Annotated in this window: 19 protein-coding genes; 11 read left to right on the top strand and 8 right to left on the bottom strand. The window is 42.0% G+C overall.

Going from position 1 to position 25117, the window contains the following annotated elements; genetic code table 11:
* Positions 1-33: 33 nt before the first annotated feature.
* Positions 34-981, bottom strand: coding sequence for a porin (locus tag OCV29_RS07195; protein ID WP_073602782.1), 948 nt, complete (start codon positions 979-981; stop codon positions 34-36).
* Between the two features lie 510 nt (positions 982-1491).
* On the opposite strand from OCV29_RS07195, the gene dinG reads away from it, so the two are divergent.
* The 5 genes from dinG (at position 1492) to pflB (ending at position 8249) form a co-directional block, all read left to right on the top strand.
* A complete protein-coding gene (dinG, locus tag OCV29_RS07190; RefSeq protein ID WP_073602781.1) occupies positions 1492-3573 on the top strand; it encodes an ATP-dependent DNA helicase DinG in 2082 nt (693 codons plus the stop codon).
* Between the two features lie 17 nt (positions 3574-3590).
* Positions 3591-4370: a sulfite exporter TauE/SafE family protein gene (locus tag OCV29_RS07185; protein ID WP_073602780.1), complete on the top strand. Its 780-nt coding sequence runs from the start codon at positions 3591-3593 to the stop codon at positions 4368-4370.
* 53 nt (positions 4371-4423) lie between these two features.
* Positions 4424-4612: a pleiotropic regulatory protein RsmS gene (gene rsmS / locus OCV29_RS07180; protein ID WP_073602779.1), complete on the top strand. Its 189-nt coding sequence runs from the start codon at positions 4424-4426 to the stop codon at positions 4610-4612.
* 33 nt (positions 4613-4645) lie between these two features.
* Positions 4646-5452 carry an exodeoxyribonuclease III gene (gene xthA / locus OCV29_RS07175; RefSeq protein WP_073602778.1) on the top strand — a complete coding sequence of 269 codons (807 nt, stop codon included), beginning with the start codon at positions 4646-4648 and terminating at the stop codon, positions 5450-5452.
* 520 nt (positions 5453-5972) lie between these two features.
* Positions 5973-8249, top strand: a complete 2277-nt coding sequence (pflB, locus tag OCV29_RS07170; RefSeq protein ID WP_073602777.1) for a formate C-acetyltransferase — start codon at positions 5973-5975, stop codon at positions 8247-8249.
* 76 nt (positions 8250-8325) lie between these two features.
* Here pflB and OCV29_RS07165 read toward each other — a convergent pair whose 3' ends face one another.
* Positions 8326-10206: a methyl-accepting chemotaxis protein gene (locus OCV29_RS07165; protein ID WP_073602776.1), complete on the bottom strand. Its 1881-nt coding sequence runs from the start codon at positions 10204-10206 to the stop codon at positions 8326-8328.
* 384 nt (positions 10207-10590) lie between these two features.
* On the opposite strand from OCV29_RS07165, the gene pflA reads away from it, so the two are divergent.
* The 5 genes from pflA to OCV29_RS07140 all read left to right on the top strand — a co-directional run bounded on the left by pflA (position 10591) and on the right by OCV29_RS07140 (position 17210).
* Entirely contained in the window at positions 10591-11331 is a 741-nt protein-coding gene (gene pflA, locus OCV29_RS07160; protein ID WP_073602775.1) for a pyruvate formate lyase 1-activating protein, read from the top strand.
* A 227-nt stretch (positions 11332-11558) separates the two neighbouring features.
* Complete coding sequence (locus tag OCV29_RS07155) at positions 11559-12059, top strand: YfbU family protein (RefSeq protein WP_073602774.1); 501 nt, start codon at positions 11559-11561, stop codon at positions 12057-12059.
* A 249-nt stretch (positions 12060-12308) separates the two neighbouring features.
* Complete coding sequence (locus OCV29_RS07150; protein ID WP_073602773.1) at positions 12309-14243, top strand: PrkA family serine protein kinase; 1935 nt, start codon at positions 12309-12311, stop codon at positions 14241-14243.
* 149 nt (positions 14244-14392) lie between these two features.
* Entirely contained in the window at positions 14393-15664 is a 1272-nt protein-coding gene (locus OCV29_RS07145) for a YeaH/YhbH family protein (protein WP_073602772.1), read from the top strand.
* 13 nt (positions 15665-15677) lie between these two features.
* A complete protein-coding gene (locus tag OCV29_RS07140; RefSeq protein ID WP_073602771.1) occupies positions 15678-17210 on the top strand; it encodes a SpoVR family protein in 1533 nt (510 codons plus the stop codon).
* A 31-nt stretch (positions 17211-17241) separates the two neighbouring features.
* On the opposite strand, the gene kdsB is transcribed toward OCV29_RS07140, so the two are convergent.
* The 5 genes from kdsB to OCV29_RS07115 are packed head-to-tail and all read right to left on the bottom strand — an operon-like array spanning position 17242 to position 23106.
* Entirely contained in the window at positions 17242-18003 is a 762-nt protein-coding gene (gene kdsB, locus OCV29_RS07135; RefSeq protein ID WP_073602770.1) for a 3-deoxy-manno-octulosonate cytidylyltransferase, read from the bottom strand.
* Positions 18004-18183 carry a Trm112 family protein gene (locus OCV29_RS07130; protein WP_073602769.1) on the bottom strand — a complete coding sequence of 60 codons (180 nt, stop codon included), beginning with the start codon at positions 18181-18183 and terminating at the stop codon, positions 18004-18006.
* Positions 18164-19171, bottom strand: a complete 1008-nt coding sequence (lpxK, locus tag OCV29_RS07125; RefSeq protein ID WP_073602768.1) for a tetraacyldisaccharide 4'-kinase — start codon at positions 19169-19171, stop codon at positions 18164-18166. The genes OCV29_RS07130 and lpxK overlap by 20 nt, the downstream gene beginning before the upstream one ends.
* A gap of 8 nt (positions 19172-19179) precedes the next feature.
* Complete coding sequence (msbA, locus tag OCV29_RS07120) at positions 19180-20928, bottom strand: lipid A ABC transporter ATP-binding protein/permease MsbA (protein ID WP_073602767.1); 1749 nt, start codon at positions 20926-20928, stop codon at positions 19180-19182.
* Positions 20929-20964: 36 nt separating this feature from the next.
* Positions 20965-23106 (bottom strand): DNA internalization-related competence protein ComEC/Rec2, encoded by a 2142-nt coding sequence (locus tag OCV29_RS07115; protein ID WP_175561514.1) that lies wholly within the window; start codon positions 23104-23106, stop codon positions 20965-20967.
* Positions 23107-23222: 116 nt separating this feature from the next.
* On the opposite strand from OCV29_RS07115, the gene OCV29_RS07110 reads away from it, so the two are divergent.
* Positions 23223-23732: a DUF2062 domain-containing protein gene (locus OCV29_RS07110; RefSeq protein ID WP_073602819.1), complete on the top strand. Its 510-nt coding sequence runs from the start codon at positions 23223-23225 to the stop codon at positions 23730-23732.
* A gap of 136 nt (positions 23733-23868) precedes the next feature.
* On the opposite strand, the gene lolE is transcribed toward OCV29_RS07110, so the two are convergent.
* Positions 23869-25116, bottom strand: a complete 1248-nt coding sequence (gene lolE / locus OCV29_RS07105; protein ID WP_073602765.1) for a lipoprotein-releasing ABC transporter permease subunit LolE — start codon at positions 25114-25116, stop codon at positions 23869-23871.
* Position 25117 lies beyond the last annotated feature (1 nt).

Here is a 25117-nt window from a genome sequence, read left to right as displayed (position 1 = left end):
CGGTTTCAAAATCATCACAGAAATTAAATTCAATTAGAATTTCACTTCCATACCAACCAGATAGCCTAGATCGTAGTCTGCTGTGTTGTCGATATCTTTATAACCAATTTCGGCGTAAGTGCGGACATTGGCATGAAGTTGATAAACAACGTTCGCGTAAATGTTATCACCGTCAGTGTCTGTTTCATCTTCAGAAACAAATGCATAGCCAATCGCATATGTAAATTTATCAACAGTATAAGAACCGTTCAGCTCAATATACGTAGCATCAAAGAAAGTTGCACCGGAGCTAGTTTCAATCTCAGCTTCACCATATGACGCAGCAATGTTGAATGCATCAAATGTATATTCAGCTTCCAGATTATATGCTGTTGTTTCAAACCCAGATGCATAATCATCAGTATATACATACAGGCGAACGTCAAAGTCATCAAAACGTACACCAATACGCCCATCAAGGACTTCTACACCACTTGTTGAGTCACCATTTGCAGCATCTAAATCATGGCTCAAACCAAAGTAGAACTGACCATTGTCATATACATACTTAACAACATCATCTGCAGATTCAATCTGAGTACCAAAGTACTGAAGATCACCCAGTTCAAAATCTTTTCCAATACCATCATCATCAGCAATCAGAGTTTGACGACCAAAAGTGATTGTACCGTATTCTGAGCTTTCAAAACCAACATAGAGCTTATCAGTTTCTGCATCACGATCATCTGTAGCTAAGTCATAGCTCAGACCTGCAACCGTTGCCCAATCATCAGTCATTTCGATCGAAGTTGTGATAGTCACATCGCCGTCATCAAGACGGGTTGTTGCGTCAACATTAGTGCCATCTTGCTCGAAATCCTGAATATACTGAACTTCTGCAGAACCGGAGATGCTGACACTCACACCATCATTGTTATACACTTCAGCTGCCTGAGCTGAACCTGCTGCTAACACAGCAAGAGCTACTAGAGTCTTTTTCATATTAATCCACTGCCTTTTCTTAGTTTAAGAGAACTTTATTTTTATTTAGATTCTCTTTTTATTTTGCGGCCACTGTTTATCACGTCAGTAACCATCATTTGTTTCATTTATTAGATTGCTAAATAATATCTTAAGTGTCAAATATTCTAAAAAAACCAAACAAAACAGAATAAATCATGATTAAACAAGCATTTATTACGGGTTCATACCAGTGCTGTATAGGATGCAATCATCTTTGCGAATATCATCACACTCTGTGAATGAACAGAAAAACAGAATTAAAAACCAAATTTAAGTGTATTTTTTATAAATTTAAGAATTTTATAAAAAACATATGATTAATTTATGGTTTTATATTTTTTACATAGCAAAACAATATCAGTTGCCTCATGAATAGATGCTTTTTGTGAAGAAGATCATGCTTCAAAACAAAAAAAACCGATTTGAGGGAACTTCTGATCATTTGCTGATGTGTGCTAAGATGTGCTCCCGAGAAAGACTGAGGTAATTATGCTAACCAGGCAGATTCAGGAATCGATACGTAAGAGCTATCAAAACCTGCAGATACAAATGGATAAATTCATCCCCCGCCGCGGGCAAAATTACCTGATCGCAGAAATCGCAAAAACGCTTTGTGGCAGTTACCATGAAAAAAACAGAATGCTGGTTGCTGAGGCTGGAACCGGCATTGGCAAATCTCTCTCATACCTGATGGGTGCAGTTCCGGTAGCTATCCTCAACAATAAATCTTTAATTATTTCTACAGCGACGGTTGCGTTACAAGAACAGCTTGTGAATAAAGATTTACCACTATACCGTCGATTAAGCGATTTAGAGTTCCAATTCCGGATTGCAAAAGGCAGACAACGGTACTGTTGTCTGGAAAAATTAGCATCGGTGTGCAGTCAGGACTCTTCTCAGGCTTCTTTATTTATTGGCACTCAATCTGATTCCAATATGGATTTATTCCAGCACATGTATGACAAGCTGTCAGCAGGAAAATGGGACGGTGATATTGACAACTGGGAAAAACCTGTCGATACCAAACAATGGCAATTGATTGTTAGTGATAAACAAAGCTGTAACGCCGCATTTTCAGCTCACAGAAAATGTCCTTTTCATCAGGCACGGGCAGAATTAAGCAGTGCAGATATTATTATTGCCAATCATAGTCTGGTAATGGCAGATGCAGATCTGGGCGGAGGTGTGATTCTCCCGGAGCCTGAACAGTCAATCTATGTCTTTGATGAAGCGCATCATTTATACCATGTTGCCAGAGAGCATGCTGCTGCATCAGCGTCACTGAAAGGTGCTGCTGGCTGGCTGGAAACCCTCAATCAGTCTGCCGGAAAATGGATACAATTAACCGATGAACAAAGAGCTTTCAGGTTTAAAGACGAAATTTCAAAAAATATTCAGGTCTTAATTCCGTCTCTGAATCAGATTAGCCAGCAAATTATCCCGGAACAATTTGAAGATGGCAGTATCCGTTTTGAACACGGAGAGCTTCCTGCCTGGCTTGCAGATGAAGCTGTGCACTTAAAAAAAGCAGCGAATCAAACTTATCAGGCAACAGGGAAAATAGCTGACTTAATTAGCGAACGTATAAAGGAAGGAGAACTCTCTTCACATCAGAGTGCTCCTGTTCTGGCTGAGCTCAGCTTTTTTCTTCAAAGACTTGATAATCTGGCAAGAGTCTGGACGATGATGGCAGAACCGGACAGAGAAAATGGTGCACCTTTAGCCCGCTGGCTGAGCATTAATGAGGAACATCCTGGTGATTATGTCGTGAATGTCTCCCCGATAGAAATTGGCTGGAAACTTGACCAGCAATTGTGGAGCCGGTGTTCAGGCGCAATTGCCGTTTCTGCAACTCTCCGGGCACTAAACTCTTTCTCCTTTTTCTGCCACCAGTCAGGTATTAGTCTGAATGATAAGGAAGGCACCCGTTTTCTGGCCCTATCCTCCCCTTTTGATTTTGCAAAAAAAGGTCAGCTATTTATTCCTCATTTTCCGGCAGAGCCTCAGTCACCAGAATATACTCAGGAACTGATAAAACATTTACCCCAGTATATAGAGGAGAGAAAAGCGAATCTGATATTATTTTCATCCTACTGGCAAATGAATCAGGTGGCTGAAAAGCTTCAGATCTTATTCAAGAAAAATGGTTGGTTATGCCAGGTACAGGGGGAAAAGCCCCGGACAAAAATTCTTCAAATGCACTCTCAGGCCATTTCTAAGCAAAAAACATCCATATTGTTTGGTACAAACAGCTTTTCTGAAGGTTTGGATTTACCCGGAAATCTGTTAAAGAATGTGGTTATTACCAAAATTCCGTTTTCAGTTCCAACATCTCCCGTTGAACAAGCTCATGCCGAATATATCGAGTCCAGAGGTGGTAATCCATTTATGCAAATCACCGTTCCGGAAGCCAGCAGAAAACTGATTCAGGCTGTAGGCCGGTTACTGCGCAATGAAAATGATTCTGGTAGAGTAGTCATTCTTGACCGCCGCATCATCACAAAATGGTATGGAAAAGCATTACTTGATGCCCTGCCTCCGTTTCAGCGTATTATTGGTACCAACGAATAAACAAAGGTTGATATTGAATGGAATATCTTGAGCCAGTCACACTGCTTATGCTGGCATTAGTTGCGTTTATTGCCGGTTTTATAGATGGTGTTGCTGGCGGGGGCGGACTGCTCACGGTCCCTGCACTACTATCCCTTGGGCTACCGCCTCATATTGCCCTTGGTACAAATAAAGTTGCGGCCACCTTTGCAACGTCAACTGCAGCTATCACTTATTATAAAAAGCAGATGTTTAAACCCCGGCAATGGAAACATGTCTTTTTTTCAACGTTAGCCGGGGCAATCACTGGTACACTCATCGTTGATTTGATCAGTAAGGCCTGGCTGGAAAAGTTTTTGCCACTGATTATTTTACTGGCCGCTCTTTATACCATTTTTTATCATCCCAAACATGGAAAGCATCATCCGGATAAAGTGAATGTGCCCTGTCTGAAAATAAAACAAATCATTCAGGGGCTCACGCTGGGATTCTATGATGGAATAGCCGGACCAGGAACCGGCGCCTTCTGGGTCGTCTCCTCAATGGCTTTATACCGTCTGAACATCTTATTCTCTTCCGGACTTGCAAAAGCAATGAACTTTACAAGCAATATGACTTCCCTGATTACCTTTGCCATACTTGGCCATATCAACTGGGTGCTTGGTTTGGTGATGGGATTTTGCCTGATGATAGGCGCTTATGTCGGTGCGCATTCCGCCATTCGTTTTGGCTCTCCATTTATCAGACCTGTTTTCATTATTGTTGTCAGCATCCTTGCTATACGGCTCGCATATCATGCCTGGTTTGATACCTTATAGTTTCAGATACACAACATATTCAGATCTATTGATCCTGACGTGAAAGGAGAAGAATGATGGCTCACCCGGTTCAACCAATTGAAGAAGCGCCTAAAGCGATTCAACTGGCGGTTGATTTGATTTATTTATTGGAAGCAAATGAAGTGGATCCTGTAACAGCACTTGAGGCACTACAGATTGTCAGGCATGATCTCGAAAGAAAAATCACCGCTGCAGCTCCCGAAAAAACAATAAAACAATAGCTGGTTGAGCTATCGTTTATAAGGACAATTACCATGAAAGTCGTCAGCTTCAATATTAATGGCCTGCGGGCCCGCATTCCTCAACTTCAGGCACTCATAGATAAACATCAACCCGATATTATCGGATTACAGGAGATCAAAGTTCATAATGATGCTTTTCCTGAAGCACAACTCAAAGCCATGGGATATGAAGTTTTTTATCATGGGCAAAAAGCACATTATGGTGTTGCATTGCTGTCCAGACAATCACCAGTGAAAGTGGAATATGGCTTTCCATCAGACACAGACGAACATCAGAAAAGAATGATCATCGGTACTTTTCAAATGCAGGATGGGAGTACCGTAAAAATCCTGAATGGCTATTTCCCTCAGGGAGAAAACATCGCTCATGAAACAAAGTTTCCTTATAAAAGGCAATTTTTTAAGGATCTGATGTCTTATCTGAAGGCACACAATCCGGAAGAAAAGATGATTATCATGGGAGATATCAATATCAGCCCTGCTGATATTGATATAGGTATCGGTGAAGTGAACCGGAAAAGATGGTTGAAAACCGGGAAATGCTCTTTCCAGCCGGAAGAAAGGGAGTGGCTCTCCACATTATTAGACTGGGGTTTAACGGATACATATCGCCATATTCATCCAGACACCGAAGACAGATACTCATGGTTTGATTACCGTTCCCGTGGTTTTGATGACAACAGGGGATTGCGCATTGATGCAATTCTTGCAACAAAAAGCCTGACGGTAAGTTGTGTCGAGTCTGATATTGATTATGAACTCCGGGGACTAGAGAAACCATCAGACCATGCTCCGATATGGGCAACATTTAATGTATAAATATTATCTATCCTGATAATTTTTCAATATATTTAGGTTCTGTTGACCTTAGAGCGTGTTTATCTTTGAAAGTAATTACTTATATGAGATATTCTGTCTCATATAAGTCCCTTTCCGGGTCTTGTGCCCTCACAGCTCACGCAACAAAAAATCAATAAATTTATATCACTTTCTTAACATAGAACAACCGGGTATGGGAGTAATGTCTAAACTTAAGGGAATATTCCTGATTTAAGCGTGCTTAATACCGGGACTGATGAATTATCATTCACTATTTATTTCAATTTTTTAAGTTTTATTGATTTAGTTTAAGGTTTGTCTTTTTTTTTAATCTAAGCTGACTTCGTCACGGTGAACAGGACTTAAGAGTGATAATATCAATAAACAGTCAGATTCATATTGAATTGTTTATTCATATTTTTATTCGAAGAGTGTACTGACTTCCTGTTGTTAAAGGTTAGCTGGCTCAACGGCTATGGTCAGTACGTGTTTTTCTCTACTCATTAAAGGTAGGTATATCATGGCAGAGCAATTTGCTACAGCTTGGGAAGGTTTTGCTGCTGGAGACTGGCAAAACGAAGTTAACGTTCGTGATTTTATTCAAAAAAATTACACTCCATATGAAGGTGATGAATCTTTCCTGGTTTCTGAGGGTACTGAAGCAACACAAAAGCTTTGGGCTCAGGTAATGGAAGGCATCAAACAGGAAAACTCTACTCACGCTCCTGTTGATTTCGATACTTCCGTTATTTCTACCATTACTTCGCACGATGCCGGATACATTAACAAAGATCTGGAAAAAATCGTAGGTCTTCAGACTGATGCACCGCTGAAACGTGCGATTATCCCTAACGGCGGCATCCGTATGATCGAAGGCTCATGCCATACATATGGTCGTGAGCTGGATCCTCAAGTCAGTAAAATCTATTCTGAATATCGTAAAACACATAACCAAGGTGTTTTCGATGTCTATACACCATCTATTCTGAAATGTCGTAAATCCGGTGTTCTGACTGGTTTGCCAGATGCATATGGCCGTGGCCGTATCATCGGTGACTATCGTCGTATTGCACTTTACGGTATTGATTACCTGATGAAAGATAAATTCGCTCAATTCACTTCTCTGCAAGAGAAAATGGAAAATGGCGAAGACCTGCAAGCAACGATTCAACTGCGTGAAGAAGTTGCTGAGCAACACCGTGCTCTGGGTCAAATTAAAGAGATGGCTGCAAAATACGGTTGTGACATTTCACGTCCTGCTCAAACTGCACAAGAAGCAATCCAATGGACTTACTTCGGTTATCTGGCTGCTGTTAAATCTCAAAATGGTGCAGCAATGTCTCTGGGCCGTACTTCTACATTCCTGGATATTTTCATTGAGCGCGATATCGCGGCCGGAAAAATTACAGAAGAACAAGCTCAGGAAATGATCGACCATTTCGTGATGAAACTGCGTATGGTTCGCTTCCTGCGTACACCAGAATATGATGATTTGTTCTCTGGCGACCCAATCTGGGCAACAGAATCTGTCGGTGGTATGGGTCTTGACGGACGCACTTTGGTTTCACGTACAAACTTCCGCTTCCTGAACAGCTTGTACACAATGGGGCCATCTCCTGAGCCAAACATTACTGTTCTTTGGTCTGAGCAACTGCCAGAAGGCTTCAAAAAATTCTGTGCAAAAGTTTCTATCGATACTTCATCAATTCAATATGAAAACGATGACTTGATGCGTCCGGACTTTGATTCTGATGACTATGCAATTGCTTGTTGTGTATCTCCAATGGTTGTTGGTAAGCAAATGCAGTTCTTCGGTGCTCGTGCAAACCTTGCCAAAACGATGCTTTACACCATCAACGGCGGTGTAGACGAAAAATCGAAAATGCAGGTTGGTCCTGAAATGCCAAAAATCACTGCTGAAGTTCTGGATTATGATGAGCTTTGGGAGAAAATGGATCACTTCATGGACTGGTTGGCAAAACAATATGTCACAGCTCTGAATGCGATTCACTTCATGCATGATAAATACAGCTACGAAGCATCACTGATGGCACTGCATGATCTCAATGTAAAACGCACAATGGCATGTGGTATCGCGGGTCTTTCTGTTGCAGCTGACTCTCTGTCTGCGATTAAATACGCAAAAGTAACACCGATTCGTGATGAAGATGGCGTTGCTGTTGACTTCAAGATCGAAGGCGATTATCCAAAATTCGGTAACAACGACTCACGTGTTGATGACATCGCATGTCAGTTAGTTGAAACATTCATGACCAAAATCCGTTCACTGAAAACTTACCGTGATGCGATTCCAACTCAGTCTATCCTGACAATCACTTCAAACGTGGTTTATGGTAAGAAAACAGGTAATACACCTGATGGCCGTCGTGCAGGCGCTCCATTCGGTCCTGGTGCAAACCCAATGCACGGCCGTGATGAAAAAGGTGCAGTTGCATCCCTGACTTCAGTCGGTAAATTACCATTTGCTCACGCAAAAGACGGGATTTCTTATACGTTCTCTATCGTACCTAATGCTTTAGGTAAAGATATGGATTCACAACGTTCTAACCTTGCAGGCTTGATGGATGGTTACTTCCACCACGAATCAAGTGTCGAAGGTGGCCAACACCTGAACGTGAACGTATTGAATCGTGAAACACTGGAAGATGCAGTGAAACACCCTGAAAAATATCCACAATTAACCATTCGTGTTTCAGGATATGCTGTACGCTTCAACTCTCTGACTGCTGAACAGCAAGCAGATGTAATTGCCCGTACATTTACTGAAACTATGTAATCAGAAAATTCAGTGCATCATTATAAAAGCTCCCGATATGGGAGCTTTTTTATACATCTTCTCTTCTGAAAAATGTCTATAACAAAAACTGCTGACAATCTTTGGATAAATCAGAAGATCGTTGCTCAACAAGCCTGCTGGTATTTCTTAGCTTCTCATTATCCTCTTCCAGATTTTTCATCGAATCAGATATTTGAGCCATATTATTTGCCATAGACTGACTGGTTGTCGCCAACTCTTTCATTGACAGAAATATATTTTCAGTTTGGCTGGCCGTTTCAGTCGCCTTGTCCGTGATATGAGACAGAGCTTGCATGGCTTCATTCCCTTTCTCCTGACCCGATTGAATTGAATGCTCTGACTGACCAATAAACTGGATCACTTCTGTGCTTTCGCGCTTCATCGTCTCAATGGTTACAGAAATATCCGAGACAGCATCAACTGTTCGTACTGCCAGACTCCTGACTTCATCAGCCACAACAGCGAAACCTCTGCCCTGCTCTCCCGCACGGGCAGCTTCAATAGCGGCATTTAAAGCCAACAGATTCGTTTGCTCTGCAATAGAATTGATAATATCCATCACAGAATCAACCTTATCAGAAGCTTGCTCAAGCTGTTTAATATGAGCAGCCGCCGATGTCAGAATCTGATTAACTTCTTCAAGTGAATGAATGGCACTTTTAATCACCTGACTACCTTCTTGGGCAGCATTTGTAGAATCCTGACTAATCTCAGCAACAAATGATAAGGACTGGCTTACTTCTTTTGCTGTGACACTCACCTGCTCTGTCGCAGAAGCAAGCATTTCTGTTTGATTAACAATATCCAGTTGAGAGTCCACCAGACGATCCAAACTCTGATTCAAATCAGCAGCATCACCAGACAAGTACTGACTGCTTTTTTTTACTTTTTTCACCAACACCCCCAAATTGATACAGCTACGATTAATTGCAGCGGCCAACTGATTGAATTCATCTTTACTGTTCGTCGAAATATCCAGTCGTTGCGATAAGTCACCTTTGGAGAGATTTTCAAGAACGTTTTTAATCTGATCCAAAACGCGTGTAAAAGAAATATTTTGTGCCCAGAAAATTGTTATCGTCATGGTAGCTAAAGCAGCACAGGCAACCAAAACTGACCACATCGTCTGGGATGCCTCCGCTTGTGCCTGAACCTTATATTCCTGACTCACTGACATCATTTTTTGAGACACTTCGTGAATCACTGACTGGGCAACCTTTTCTGCTTTAGATAATTTCGCTTCTATTGCCTGCAATTGTTGTGAAAGCTCACCGATTCTGACAAAGACCTGCTTGTACTGCTCTATCTCCTGCTTGTAAATCCCATATGTTGCATAAGATTTTGATGTATTGACAAACATGGCCATTGCACGATTAAACAGCTTCATATGCTGCTCACCAGGTGCCAGTAAATAATTTTGCTGTGCTTTAATCATTGCCCTGAAATCAGAACGAATTGTCACCATACCTGTTTCTTCGATCTTTTCTTCAATCGTATGAGATAATTCGGACAAAATAGCCAGTTGTCCTTCTTTAACACTAAACCCCAGCTCTGACTTTATTTTGAGCCATGGCTTCATACTGCTTTCAAACTGCATAATCGCATCACGAATTTGTTCACTCTCACGATGCAGGGATATCGTCTGCAGAAATTGTGCATCTAAAGACACATCTTTCACTAAAGCGTCTAAGTCTTTTGAAACATGACTGATGTCTTTTGCCAGCACTTCATTTCTACCTGCGGCAAGAGACAATAGCTTGGTATGTGTGGCAAAAAGTGTTACTTCTTCATGCGCTACTTTTCCACTCTGCTCATAATAAGCGGACATACTCGATAACTTTTGTGCAATAAAAAGCCCCATAAGCACAAAGCCACAGCATAAAATAATAATGAAAACCGTATTCTTCTGTTTCTGTGATAACTTCAGTACATCCATGATAAGTGATTCCCTTATATCCCTCTAAACCACAGTACATCCTGTAGGTGTCGATTCCCCCGACTCAGCCTGACATTAAGATACATTTATTTAACAAATATCACAAAAATATTTACATATTTACATATTTACATATTTACATGGGGACTCTGGTCGATTCTGCTGACTTACAAAAGCGCGGATCGACACAGAGATAATCCGGTAGCGTCTGTGCCATCAATGCATCCATGGTTAATTTCCACAGAAGTTGCCCAGAGTTTGAACAGGTCACAAACATCAGCCAATATTCTTCTCTTGAATAAGTCGTCACAAGTACAGCAGCCCCTATGTAATCTTATGAAAATGTAATAAAATAACGGATAATTCAGCTAATGAGATTTCAATATGTCAACTACTGGTCGTATTCATTCTTTTGAGTCATGTGGCACTGTCGATGGCCCGGGTATCCGTTTTATTGTTTTTATGCAGGGATGCTTAATGCGCTGTATGTATTGCCATAACAGAGATACCTGGGATACACATACGGGAAAGATAGTCACAGTTGAAGAAATCATTAAAGAAGTAAAAACATACCGTCATTTCATGAATGCTTCAGGTGGTGGTATCACTTGTTCTGGTGGTGAGGCGATGCTTCAGCCGGAATTTGTCCGCGACTTTTTCACAGCGGCAAAAAGCGAAGGAATACATACTTGTCTCGATACCAATGGATACATCCGTAAGTACACCCCTGTGATTGATGAGGTGTTGGATGTGACTGATCTGGTCATGCTTGATATCAAGCATATGAAAGATGAGATCCATCAGAAGTTTATTGGTGTTTCCAATAAACGGACGCTCGATTTTGCCCGCTACCTGCATACCAAAGGACAAACAACGTGGATACGTTACGTCGTTGTGCCCGGATATACCGATGACGAAGAATCAGCACATCTGCTTGGGCAGTTTATTCAGGATATGGATAATATTGAGAAGATAGAATTGTTGCCATATCACAAATTAGGTGCACATAAATGGGAAGCCATGGGTGAAACATATCCTCTGGAAGGCGTTGAACCACCTACGGCAGAGACGATGGATAAAATCGTATCCGTGTTAAGTCAGTATCACAGTCAGGTTAAATATTAAAAGCGGGCTTATTTGCAAAACACTGTCTTATTCTCTGAGTATTTTATCATTTCAACTTTATTTTTAACGCTCTCAGGCCAACAGCCCGGGAGCGTTTCCTTTTAAGAAAAAGACAAAGTTACCCAGATGATAAATGAATTAAATCTGTGTTGAGATCATGTTTCAGGCACGAAAAAGACGTTATTCTGAAATCATATTAATCTTCAAATAAAGAGTAGGATTTTGTTATGGAAATGACTAACGCTCAACGCCTCATCTTATCAAATCAGTATCGTCTGATGACTCAGTTAGACCCCGCTAATGCTGAAAAATATAAAAGGTTTCAGACAATTGTAGAACGGGGCTATGCACTGCATATGCGTGAGCTGAACAAAGAATTTGGCTGTATGTCTGAAGATGCATGCCGAGAAATTATTGATATTATGGAAATGTATCATGCCATGCAGGAATCATATAAGCTTCTGTCCGGACAAGATCAGAGTGAAATCGATGATCGACGCTTGCAGTTTTTAGGATTTGATTTATCAACTGAACCACAGCTGGTTCATTATGTCCGTTTTCTGGTCGATTCAGAAGGTCTGTATACACAATTTGACAAAGGTGATCATCATTTCAACAGTCAGGTAACAATGCTTGATAAATACCGGCGCATGCTGGCTTCCTGGAAGAGCTGCCCCCGCCAATACCACCTTTCAACAGCAGAATTTCTGAAGATTTTAAGTGCATAAGTATCCATTCTGTTTGGGAGGTAAATTCCTCCCAAATTACATGTCCCCATAAATTGCTATTATCTATAGATAAAATATCAAACAATTTACCAGATTTATAATGTGCTGACTTAGTCAGTTCTCTCTCATCATTTTTTGATTAAGCACATATTTTTTAAGCAAAATTGCTAATTAGCGACTAGTCTTAAAGAGTGTGCGATATGCGTTGATGCGATTCTGTGTCATCTGGACATTCAGGGAGAATTAACTATGAGTATATTTGACCATTTCCAATCTCGTTATGAAGCCTCTAAAGAAGAAGAGCTATCACTGCAAGAATTTTTAATGCTGTGTAAGGAAGACAAAAGTGCTTATGCCAATGCAGCAGAACGATTGTTAATGGCAATCGGTGAGCCCAAATTAATCGATACCTCAAAAGATCCCCGTCTGAGTCGTATCTTTTCAAACCGGGTCATTGCAAGATACGATACTTTTAAAGACTTCTATGGGATGGAAGATTCTATCGAGCAAATCGTTTCTTACCTCAAGCACGCTGCTCAGGGACTTGAAGAAAGAAAGCAAATCTTATATTTACTTGGCCCTGTCGGTGGCGGTAAGTCATCTCTCGCAGAGAAACTTAAAGCACTGATGCAACAAATGCCGATTTACATACTGACTGCAAATGGGGAACGCAGCCCGGTAAATGATCATCCTTTTTGTCTGTTTGATGTCGGAGAAGATGGTGATTTGCTGAAAAATGAATATGGCATTGATCAACGATACCTCCGTACTATCATGTCGCCCTGGGCTGCAAAAAGGCTTCATGAATTTGGCGGTGATATTACAAAATTCAAAGTGATTAAACTTCGGCCTTCAGTCCTGGATCAAATCGCAGTCGCCAAGACAGAGCCAGGAGATGAAAATAATCAGGATATCTCTTCACTGGTTGGTAAAGTTGATATTCGTAAGCTGGAACACTACTCACAAGACGATCCGGATGCATATAGTTATTCTGGTGCTTTATGCCGCTCTAATCAGGGGCTGATGGAGTTCGTTGAGATGTTCAAAGCACCGATAAAAGTTTTACACCCTTTGCTGACAGCAACTCAGGAAGGAAATTATAACGGTACAGAAGGCCTGTCTGCATTGCCTTTTGAAGGTATGATACTTGCCCACTCTAATGAATCGGAATGGCAGGCATTCAGAAACAATAAAAATAATGAGGCCTTTTTAGATCGGGTCTATATTGTCAAAGTGCCATACTGCCTTCGTGTTTCAGAAGAAGTCAAAATCTATCAGAAACTTCTGGATCACAGTGAATTATCACTAGCACCCTGCTCTCCGAGCACGCTGGAAACACTGGCGCAATTTAGTGTTTTATCCCGCTTAAAAGTCCCTGAAAATTCATCCGTATTCTCTAAAATGCGGGTTTATGATGGCGAGACTCTGAAAGATACTGACCCAAAAGCAAAAAGCTATCAGGAATACCGGGATTACTCCGGTGTTGATGAAGGGATGTCTGGCCTGTCAACCCGGTTTGCATTTAAAATATTATCGCGGGTATTCAATTTCGATCAAACTGAAGTTGCTGCTAACCCGGTTCATCTGTTTTATGTCATTGAACAGCAAATCGAAAGAGAACAATTCCCTCAGGAAACCGCTGAACGTTATCTGGAATTTTTAAAAGGCTATCTGGTCCCGAGATATGTCGAATTCATCGGCAAAGAAATTCAGACAGCTTATCTGGAATCATACTCAGAATATGGACAAAACATTTTTGATCGTTATGTCACCTATGCTGACTTTTGGATTCAGGATCAGGAATACCGGGATCCGGAAACCGGACAATTATTTGATCGCTCAGCACTCAATAGCGAACTGGAAAAAATCGAAAAAACTGCCGGTATCAGTAACCCCAAAGATTTCCGAAATGAAATAGTAAACTTTGTACTGAGAGCGCGGGCTAATAACAGTGGCCGCAATCCTGTATGGACAAGTTATGAAAAACTCCGGACAGTCATTGAGAAAAAGATGTTCTCGAATACAGAAGAACTGCTTCCTGTGATCTCATTTAACACAAAAACATCTTCTGAAGAACAGAAAAAGCATGATGACTTTGTGGCAAGGATGATGGAGAAAGGGTATACAGAGAAACAAGTCAGACTGCTATCTGAGTGGTATTTACGTGTTCGTAAATCTTCATAAATAATCTGCACCACCACAACCGGTGCTTTATGGAACACAGACAGGAGAAGGATGAAATATATCATCCTCCTCTGTATTCCATTCCGGGAATAGCCTAGCCACGGCTGAAATTTTTACCGCCGGGTGAAACAAAAGGAAAGGGGTTAAGTATGGCGCAATTTATTGACAGAAGATTAAACGGCAAGAATAAAAGTGCTGTCAACCGTCAGCGCTTTCTGCGTCGGCATAAACAACAAATTAAAGAATCAATCGCAGATGCCGTCAACCGTCGTTCAATCACGAATACAGAATCCGGGGAAGACATATCTATCCCCAGCAGAGATATTAAAGAGCCTGTTTTTCATCAGGGCAAAGGCGGCTTGAAAGAACGGGTTCATCCCGGAAATGACCAATTCATCACCGGAGACAAAATAGATCGTCCCCAGGGAGGCGGCTCAGGCGGTGGTGCAGGTCAGGGAGATGCAAGTGCTGACGGAGAAGGAAGTGACGATTTTGTTTTTCAGATTTCTAAAGACGAATATCTTGATATTCTGTTCGACGACCTGGCATTACCCAATTTAAAAAAACGTCAAGTCAACAAAATTACAGAGTGGAAAACACATCGGGCAGGTTTTCAGACCGCAGGCGTCCCGGCAAATATCTCTGTTGTGCGGTCGTTGCAGCAATCCCTTGCCCGCAGAACCGCTATGACAGCTGGTAAAAAACGCTTACTTCATGAGCTGGAAGCAGAGCTGTTGAGGATTAAACAAGAAGAACCGGCTCAGCCACTTGAAGAAAACCGCCTGGAACATGACATTGGGGAGTTGAAAAAGAAAATTAAGAATGTTCCATTTATCGATACATTTGATTTACGTTACAAGAACTACGAAAAGCGCCCGATTCCATCCAGTCAGGCTGTGATGTTTTGCCTGATGGATGTATCCGGCTCAATGGATCAGGCAACCAAAGATATTGCAAAACGCTTTTATGTTCTGCTGTACCTGTTCCTGACACGGACTTATAAAAATGTTGAAGTCATTTTTATCCGCCACCATACCCAGGCGAAAGAAGTAGATGAGCATGAGTTTTTCTACTCTCAGGAAACCGGAGGAACGATTGTATCCAGTGCCCTCAAACTCATGCATGAAATCATAGAAAAAAGATATCCGATAAATCAATGGAACATATATGCTGCCCAGGCTTCAGACGGCGATAACTGGGCTGATGATTCACCGAAATGCCACTCAATCCTGTCGAAAAATTTATTACCTTATTGTCAATATTATGCATACATAGAAATCACACGCCGTTCCCATCAGACACTATGGCATGAATATGAAAAATTACTGCCTGAGAGTGAAAACTTTGCAATGAAAAATATTCAGTCAGTAGACGATATATTCCCTGTATTCAGAGAATTATTTCACAAAGAGACGGCTTAGGGAGGAATCCTGAATGACAACAGAGATAAAATCAGGTTCAAAAAGACAAGATAAATTACTACCTGACGGCCCTGACTGGACATTTGATCTGCTGGAACGTTATCACACTGAAATAAAAAGGGTCGCAGAACATTACCGTTTAGATACTTATCCAAATCAGATTGAAATTATCACATCAGAACAAATGATGGATGCATATTCAAGCATCGGGATGCCCATTAATTACAACCACTGGTCCTTTGGTAAAAAATTTATACAGACAGAACAAGGTTACAAACACGGACAAATGGGCCTTGCATATGAAATTGTAATAAATTCTGATCCCTGTATCGCCTACCTGATGGAAGAAAACACCATCACAATGCAAGCATTAGTTATGGCTCATGCGTGCTATGGACATAATTCATTTTTTAAAGGTAATTATCTGTTTCAGACATGGACAGATGCGAGTTCGATTATTGATTATTTACTGTTTGCCAAAAAATATATCACCACCTGTGAAGAAAAGTATGGTGTTGCCGAAGTTGAAGAAATTCTGGATTCTTGCCATGCCTTGATGAACTTCGGTGTTGACCGATATAAACGGCCAGAAAAAATATCCATCACTGAAGAGAAAGCCAGACAAGAACAAAGAGAGGCTTATCTTCAGTCTCAGGTGAATGAGTTATGGCGAACGCTGCCGAAATCGGAAGAAAAAGAAGACATCATCAAAGAAAATTTCCCGAGTGAGCCTCAGGAAAACATTCTTTATTTTATCGAGAAACATGCGCCGTTACTGGAGCCATGGCAACGGGAAATCGTACGGATTGTGCGGAAAATAAGCCAATACTTCTATCCGCAAAAACAAACACAGGTCATGAATGAAGGATGGGCAACCTTCTGGCACTACACGATCCTGAATCACCTCTATGATGAAGGGACGGTATCGGAAAGATTCATCCTTGAATTTCTTCACAGCCACACCAGTGTCGTTGCACAACCACCCTATAACAGCCCGTACTATAGCGGTATCAATCCCTATGCTCTTGGGTTTGCAATGTTCCGGGATATACAACGGATCTGTCAGCACCCAACAGAAGAAGATCGTCATTGGTTCCCTGAACTGGCGGGCAGTAACTGGCTTGATGCTGTGCATTTTGCAATGCAAAACTTTAAAGATGAAAGCTTCATCAGTCAGTATCTGTCTCCTAAAATCATTCGGGACTTTAAACTTTTTTCAATCACTGATGATGATCGTAAAAATTTCATTGAAGTCAGTGCAATTCATGATGAATCTGGTTATAAGCAGATCAGAGAAAAGCTTGCAGCTCAATATAATCTCAGCAATATAGAACCGAATATACAGATATTTGATGTCGATATCCGGGGAGACCGATCCTTAACGTTGCAATATGCGCCTCATGATCGGATTCCTCTCGACTCAAGTTTTGAGGAAGTTCTCAGACATCTTCACAGGCTGTGGGGATTTGATGTCATACTGGAAGAGCTGAAAGATTCGGGCAGAAGAGAAAGGCTTGCCATCTGCCCGGATAAGCATGAAACCTGAAAGTCATTTTAGCAGTAAAACAAAACAGACCTTACGGTCTGTTTTGTTTTGCAATAATATGACGTACCTGTTCAAGATCCTCGGGTGTATCAATCCCGATATGAGGTGCTTCATGCGCGATATCAACATGAATTTTTTCACCATGCCAAAGTACTCTAAGCTGTTCGAGGCACTCAATTTTTTCTAATTGGCTTGAATTCCAGTCAACATAAGTTTGAATAAAACCCGCTCTGTAAGCATAAATACCTATATGACGTAATACCGGATGCTGTACAGACCTTGCATCGTGAGGATAGCAGTCTCTGTCCCATGGGATTGCAGCTCGGCTGAAATAGAGCGCATAACCATTCTGATCAGTCACGACTTTGACGATATTTGGATTAAAAATATCTTCTGCTTCCTGAGTCTGTACAGCCAGCGTAGCCATTGGCACAGGATGAGACTGCAGGTTTTCAGCAACCTGTGAGATAATGCCCGGAGGAATTAATGGCTCATCTCCCTGTACGTTCACCACAACATGCTCTTCGGGTAAAGACAGCGTTGCTACCACCTCAGCCAGACGTTCTGTACCAGACTCATGATCCGGACTTGTCATGCATACCTGCCCCCCGAATGAAGTCACAACCTGCTCAATGCGGGGGTCATCCGTGGCAACAATCACACGCTGAGCACCAGACTGCATGGCCTGATCATAGACCCGCTGAATCATAGTGCGCCCGCATATATCCGCTAATGGCTTTCCCGGAAGACGGGACGATTGGTAACGTGCAGGAATCACGACGGTAAATGACATTTATCGTCCCTCATCCATCGCCATTGAGCGGGCTTCAGGTTCAAGTAACACCGGGATGCCATCCTGAATGGGATATGCCAGTCGATCAAATTTACAAATAAGTTCCTGATGAACTTTGTCATAGGTCAGCTTGCCTTTACAGACAGGACAAGCCACAATTTCAAGCAAACGATGATCCATACTTTTCCGCCACTTTCTTAATTAATTCAATAACTTTCTGCTCATCTGCTGATTGAAATGTTGCAGAAACCGGTAAATACCACCAGTTGCCCCGGGCAAATGCTCTGCATTTTACCGCATCTTTTTCCGTCATAATGACGTGATCACCAGAGGAACAAAAAGCTTCCAGATCTTCAAAATCAAACTCCTGATGATCAGAAAATGATTTTGAGTCGACTAAACTCACACCCAGCCGCCCGAGAGTCTCAAAAAAACGGGATGGATTTCCGATACCGGCAAAGGCAACAGGCTTTGTCAGATGATCCACTGATATTGTCCGGTTGTCAGCCAGATTGACAGCCATTTGAGGTGTGAGAGTCATCCCGATTTCATTATCGCTGATTTGCCCACCATTATTAATTACAAAATCAACCGTTTTCAAACGTGACAGGGATTCCCGCATCGGGCCATATGGAATATACCTGCCATTTCCAAAACGCCGCTGACCATCCACGACGACTATTTCTATATCTCTGGCCAGTGCATAGTGCTGCAGACCATCATCAGTAATGATGATATCGACGCCCTCGTTCAATAACGCCTGTACAGCCGAAGCTCTCACCGGGTCGACAGCGACTGGCACACCGGTGCGCTGATAAATAAGCATCGGTTCATCACCACACGCCTCAACAGACGTTTTCTCAGAAAGCAGTAACGGATAGACGGACGATTTTCCACCATAACCACGGGAAACAACACCAGGCTTCATGCCATACTGCAGCAGTTTTTCCACAAGCCATACAACGACCGGTGTTTTTCCGTTACCTCCAGCCGTAATATTACCAACAACCACGACAGGCACCGGCGCTCTGTACACGGGTTTGTTCCCCGAATGATAAGCTTGTTTTCTGGCTTCACTTACATACTTATACACGATACTTAATGGCCACAAAACCGGTGCAAGCAACCATCTTACCCAATGGTCAGAAAACCATAGCTTATCCACCACTGGCAGCCCTACCCACTAAATTGAATTTGGTGTAACTGGGCATACGCACCAGAACGTGATAATAATTCCTGATGATGGCCCCGCTCAATAATTTCACCTTCCTCAATGACCAGAATTTCATCCGCATCCTCTATCGTCGAAAGGCGGTGAGCAATCACAAGAACCGTCTTATTTTTTTGAAGTTCGTTCAGGGCAAGCTGAATTGCGCGTTCTGATTCAGTATCCAGCGCTGAAGTCGCTTCATCCAGAATCAAAACAGGTGCATCTCTTAGCAAGGCCCGTGCAATTGCAATTCTCTGCCGCTGTCCCCCAGACAAACTTGCACCATTTTCACCGATAATGGTGTCTAATCCATCCGGCATATCCTGAATAAATTCCATGGCATATGCCAAACGCGCAGCTTCTTCAATTTGCTCACGGGAATATTTCTCAGTGGCGGCATAAGCAATATTGTTGGCAATCGTATCATTAAACAGATGAACATTTTGAGAAACCAGAGCAAAGTGCTGTCTCAGGTTGGATAACTTGTAGTCGTATATATCATGTCCATCCAGAAAAATTTCTCCTGAATCAATATCATAAAAACGGGTAAATAAATTAGCTATCGTACTTTTCCCTGATCCGGAACGTCCTACAAGAGCGACCGTTTTTCCCTGACCGACAGAAAAGGAGATATTCGACAAAGCCGGCTTTTCTTTCCCCTGATAAGTAAACGAAACATTTTTTACCTGCACATCACCACGAACCGATTCGACACTATACGTACCGGTGTCTTTTTCCAACTGAAGGTCCATAAAAGCAAACAAAGTCTGACTCGCTGCCATGCCTCTTTGAAATTGTGATGTTACACCCGTCAGAGCTTTTAACGGACGCATCAGACCAAACATGGCTGAAAAGATAACGGTAAAAGTTCCCGGAGTAAGCTCAGCACGAATCGAGTCAACACTGGCAAGAAACAAAACTGTCACCAGAGCCAGAGAGGCGATCATCTGAATAACAGGATCAGCAACAGATTGAGCAGATACCAGCTTCATTGACTGCTGGCGCATGTAATTACTTACCTTTTCAAACCGTTTTCGCTCTACATCATGCCCGCCATAACTTAAAACCACTTTATGCCCTTTCAACATTTGTTCAGCAGAAGAAGTGACCTGACCCATAGCATTTTGCATATTCTTTGAGATTTTACGAAATCTTTTCGATACAAGACTGATCCCAAAAGCAACAACCGGAGCAACAATAATCAATACCAAAGAAAGCTGCCAACTATTCCAAAACATTAGCCCCAGCAGTCCAATGATACTTGCACCTTCACGAACAATGCTGACTAAAGCTCTGCTGGTTGCACCTGCAACCTGCTCTGAATCATAAGTAATTCTGGACAGGAGACCACCGGTAGACTCCTTATCAAAGAAACTGACAGGCATATGCATGAAATGATTAAATATATTTCTCCGCATCATCATAACGACCTGACCAGACACCCAACTCAGGCAATAGGCAGAAACAAAGCTGGTCACCCCGCGTAAAAACATCATTCCAAGAATAATGAATGGTAAAACCTTCAGAAAATCTGATTTTGCAGAACCAAATCCTTCATCCAGTAAAGGTTTGAGTAAAGAGACCATATATGTATCAGCAAACGCGTTCAATATTAACGCTATTACTGCAACAACCAAACCAGCTTTGTATAACCGAATATAACCCCAAAGACGTTTAAAGGTTACCCACGTTGTCTCATCACTTATATTTGACATAAATCAATTATATTCTTCTATCAATTAATAACCGCGCTATTCTACCTGTTTACGCAGCATCTGCCTATACCATGGGGAGAAGCCCCCTGAACGCCAGGTCTTGATCTCAGCCTCAGGCGCACCATCGCGGAAAGTCAAACGAATCTGCCCCGCTTCCCCCGTGTCAATCCATGGGATATCCAATGAATCATATCGTTGTCTCACCCTTGCGTTCGGTAAATGCCACGGATTACTTTTTCCGGTTGATGCTATAGCAACCTGTGGATGCACCTGTATGATGAATTGTCGTGTTGAAGATGTCTGACTACCATGATGAGGAACCATCAGAATATCACTCTTTAAGTCGGGAAAATGTCTGCGGATCTGCCGTTCATTCTCAGCCGTCATATCCCCGGTCAACATGACAGAGTAATGGTGAACTTTATCGAAAACCCGGATGACACATGAATGTTCATTGTAGGCCCGTTTGACCTGCGATGGCGGCCAGAGAACATCAAACTGTAGTCCTTGCCAATCCCAGCTCTCCCCCTGGATACAGGGTAAATAATTCTTTAATAACTGACTTGAGCGCTTCCATAACGGATGCCAGTTATTCTCAATCCACTTTCTGCCTCCGGCATGATCATTGTCCATATGACTAAGGATAAGCCCATCAAGCTGGTCTACACCTCTGTGATGTAATACAGGGTCAATGACAGATTGAGCAATACTCCCTGTCCCCCACCCTTTGCCTGTATCATAAAGTACATAGTGCTTGTTTTTTTCGATCAATACAGCGAGTCCATGGCCCACATCTAAAATATCAACCTGCCAGTCACGATTTGAAATACCACAAACAAATCTCCCACCGATGAGTAAAACGATCAGTTGAAAAAGACGCCGGGTAAAAATGTGTCGTGTCAAAAAAACCAAGACAAACATTAACATACATATCGTCAAATGATCTGAAGTATATACCCAGCTATGGTGAGAAAAATTAAACGAATAAATCACCGGCTTTAATAAATATTCAGTCAGCTGCCACAACCAGACGGCTACTGACGGAACAACAATACTACAAATGATAGCCAGAAATAACACCGGAACAATGACAAAGCTAAACCATGGAATCCACAGCAGGTTATAAAGTGGAGCTAACAAACTGATTCCACCAAAAAAGAATGAACCGACGGGCATCATACATATTGTTAATTTGAAATGGCTTTTAATCCCTTGATATATTCCCGCAGGTTCTTCTCTGGACTGATTTACAAAATACAGGACAAAAAACACGGAAAGAAATGACAACCAAAAGCTATTTAAAACGCAGCTAAAAGGATCCAACGTTAATAGAATAGATAAGGATATCAAATACCTTTGACCATAACTTACCTGAGCTTGCCGGAGCTGAAACAGAAGGTGGATTCCTATCATACATAAAGCTCTTTGTGTCGGCAGCGAAAAACCAGCCAGCCACGCATAACCTATCGAGACAGCGACTCCGGTAATCACAGGAAACCAAAGCAGGCGAGCCTGAGCTCTGGAAAAAAACGCCCCCAGATAAAAGCCTAAAAGATATGCAACACCAATATGAAGCCCGGAGATAGCTATCAAATGTGCCAGACCAGTCTCTTGTAACTGTTGCCAAAACTGGCTGTTAATTTCATTTCTGTTTGCAAAAGACAAAGCAAGTAACAAAGGACGATTGAGATTATATTCAATTAATTGTGCGACTGCCCTGTATAGTTTCATCCGGAAAGATACCGGTGTAATAACAATAAAGTCTGAGTGTTCTTTTACAATTAACCGGGCAACGATATGTTTTCCGAAATAATATTTTTCACTGTCAAAACCCGCTTCATTGAGCAAACCGATCACTGGCTTCACTCTCACATGAAAATTAACCTGATCACCCGGAAATAACTGGACAGGTGAATATAATTTCACTGCCGGCTGAATTAATGCGCTCATTTTTATCTGGTCAATCGATAAGATATGAATATTTCCGCTATATCCGAAACTATTTGGTTTAAAAAAGCTGTCAACTTCTGCGTTTATGGTAATATCATGCCCGGAGTGATGGATCATACTGGCTTGCTGTTTCATCAGATTCCCGTAAACCAGCACAACAATTGCAGCAAGACAGATCGCAGAGACCCATACACAACTGCGAATATGAATAACAATTAGTAGTAACAAGGCAGGTAAGCAGCACCACTTCACATCAGGCATAACAGGCCAATAAGGTGACGAGCACAATGTGAAGATATAAGGGAAAAAAAATCTGCCATTTCTTATAAGAGTCATTGTTTTTTATGCCTAAAAAACTTATTAAACGTTTTTTGCCAGACAGAGAATTAATCAAACGCCAAAAAGCACTGAAAATTTTTGGGAATGTTCTTTATAACCCTAATTTATGGTGTCTAAATCGCCGCTCTGCAGCCGGTGCCTTTGCTATTGGCCTTTTTATGGCTTTTGTCCCACTCCCCAGTCAGATGATCATGTCTGCTGGTCTGGCCATTTTATGCGGTGTCAATCTTCCGCTATCAATTGCTTTGGTCTGGGTCAGCAATCCAATCACCATGCCAGTGTTATTTTATTTTGCATATAAACTTGGCGCATGGGTGCTGAGTGAGCCCCCACAACATTTTCATTTTGAATTGTCATGGGATTTTATTGCCAATCAAATGTCTTCAATTGCTCCGCCACTTCTGGTCGGATGTACGATTTGCGGTATCGTCTGCGCTGTTATCGGATACTTTGGTATTCACGGGCTCTGGCGATACTCTGTCGTCCGAAGCTGGCAGAAGCGACAGTTAAAGTAACTGGTTTATGGCAGGCTGTCCTGCACAGAAAACCGAATCACATCGCACATCCCAAAACCAAATGCAAAATATGACAGGATAGAATGACAACGTGTTTTCCTGATCGAAAATATCGTTGTCATAAAATATGATTACATTATTTTGAAGAAAGGACAGAGGCAGGATTCAACCGGTTAGCGCGGGATGCCGGATACAAAGTTGCGACTAAACTGAGGACAATCGCGGTTACGGATACCATGAGTACATCTTCAGTTCTGACCTGAGATGGTAAAAAGTCAACAAAATAGATATCACCAGACAAAAAGTGATGATGAAACAAGCGCTCCATCCATTGAATAATATGAGTAAGATTGAATGAAATCGCAATCCCGGCAGCACTACCCGCCAGACTCCCGAATACACCGGAAAATACACCCTGCCACATAAAAATGAGACGAATCAGGTGATCTGATGCCCCCATCGTCCTGAGAATCGCAATTTCTGAAGCCCGATCTTTGACGGCCATTGTTAGAGTAGAGACAAGGTTAAAGCTCGCCACACCGATCACGAGGAACATCACCAAATACAGAATGGTTCTGACAAGCTGAATATCCCGGTAAAGGTAACCGTACTTACGTTGCCAGCTTGTCAGATAGACATACTGCTCCAACTGACGACCAACCTCTCTCACTATTTCACTGGCACGAAAGACATCAGATACTTTGACAGAAATACCGGAGACTGCGCTGCCTATCCCGGTATATTGCTGTGCATCGGCCAGAGGAATAAGCACCAAATTATGGTCAATTTGCCCATGTAATTTCAATAATCCACTGACCTGAAGCCGGATTCTCTGTGGAGATTTCAATAATCCGGATCCGGATTTTTTTTCCGGAACCATTAAGGTAAGAAAATCACCAGTTTTGATCGCTAACTTCTGAGCAACCCCCTGCCCTAAAATGATTTGCTTCTTCCCCGGTACAAAATTTTTCCAGCTTTCACCTGAAATATATTTTGATAAATCAGATACGCCATCTTCACTTACAGGTTCAACACCACGCACTTCGACTGCCTTCAATTGCTGACCATTTTCTGCAAGTGCCACAAACCGGACATAGGGCGCAGCTGCCAGAACATCCTGAAACTGATCCACTTTTTCAATCATTTTCGGCCAGTCCTGGATTGGCCCTCTGACACCTTCAAACTCACCGTGAGGAATGACAGAAAGTACCCGGTGATTCAGTTCTCGTTCAAAACCATTCATAGCCGACAATCCAACGATAATGACTGAAACACCAAAAGCAATACCAATCATGGATGATATCGATATGAAAGAAACTAATTGATTTCGTTTTCTGGAGCGGCTGAAACGATAGCCAATCAACAGAGACAAAGAAGATAACATT

The organism is Vibrio aerogenes, assembly GCF_024346755.1.
Lineage (GTDB): Bacteria > Pseudomonadota > Gammaproteobacteria > Enterobacterales > Vibrionaceae > Vibrio > Vibrio aerogenes.
Note: the sequence above shows the minus strand (reverse complement) of the source record. Positions and strands in the feature narration are given on the sequence as shown.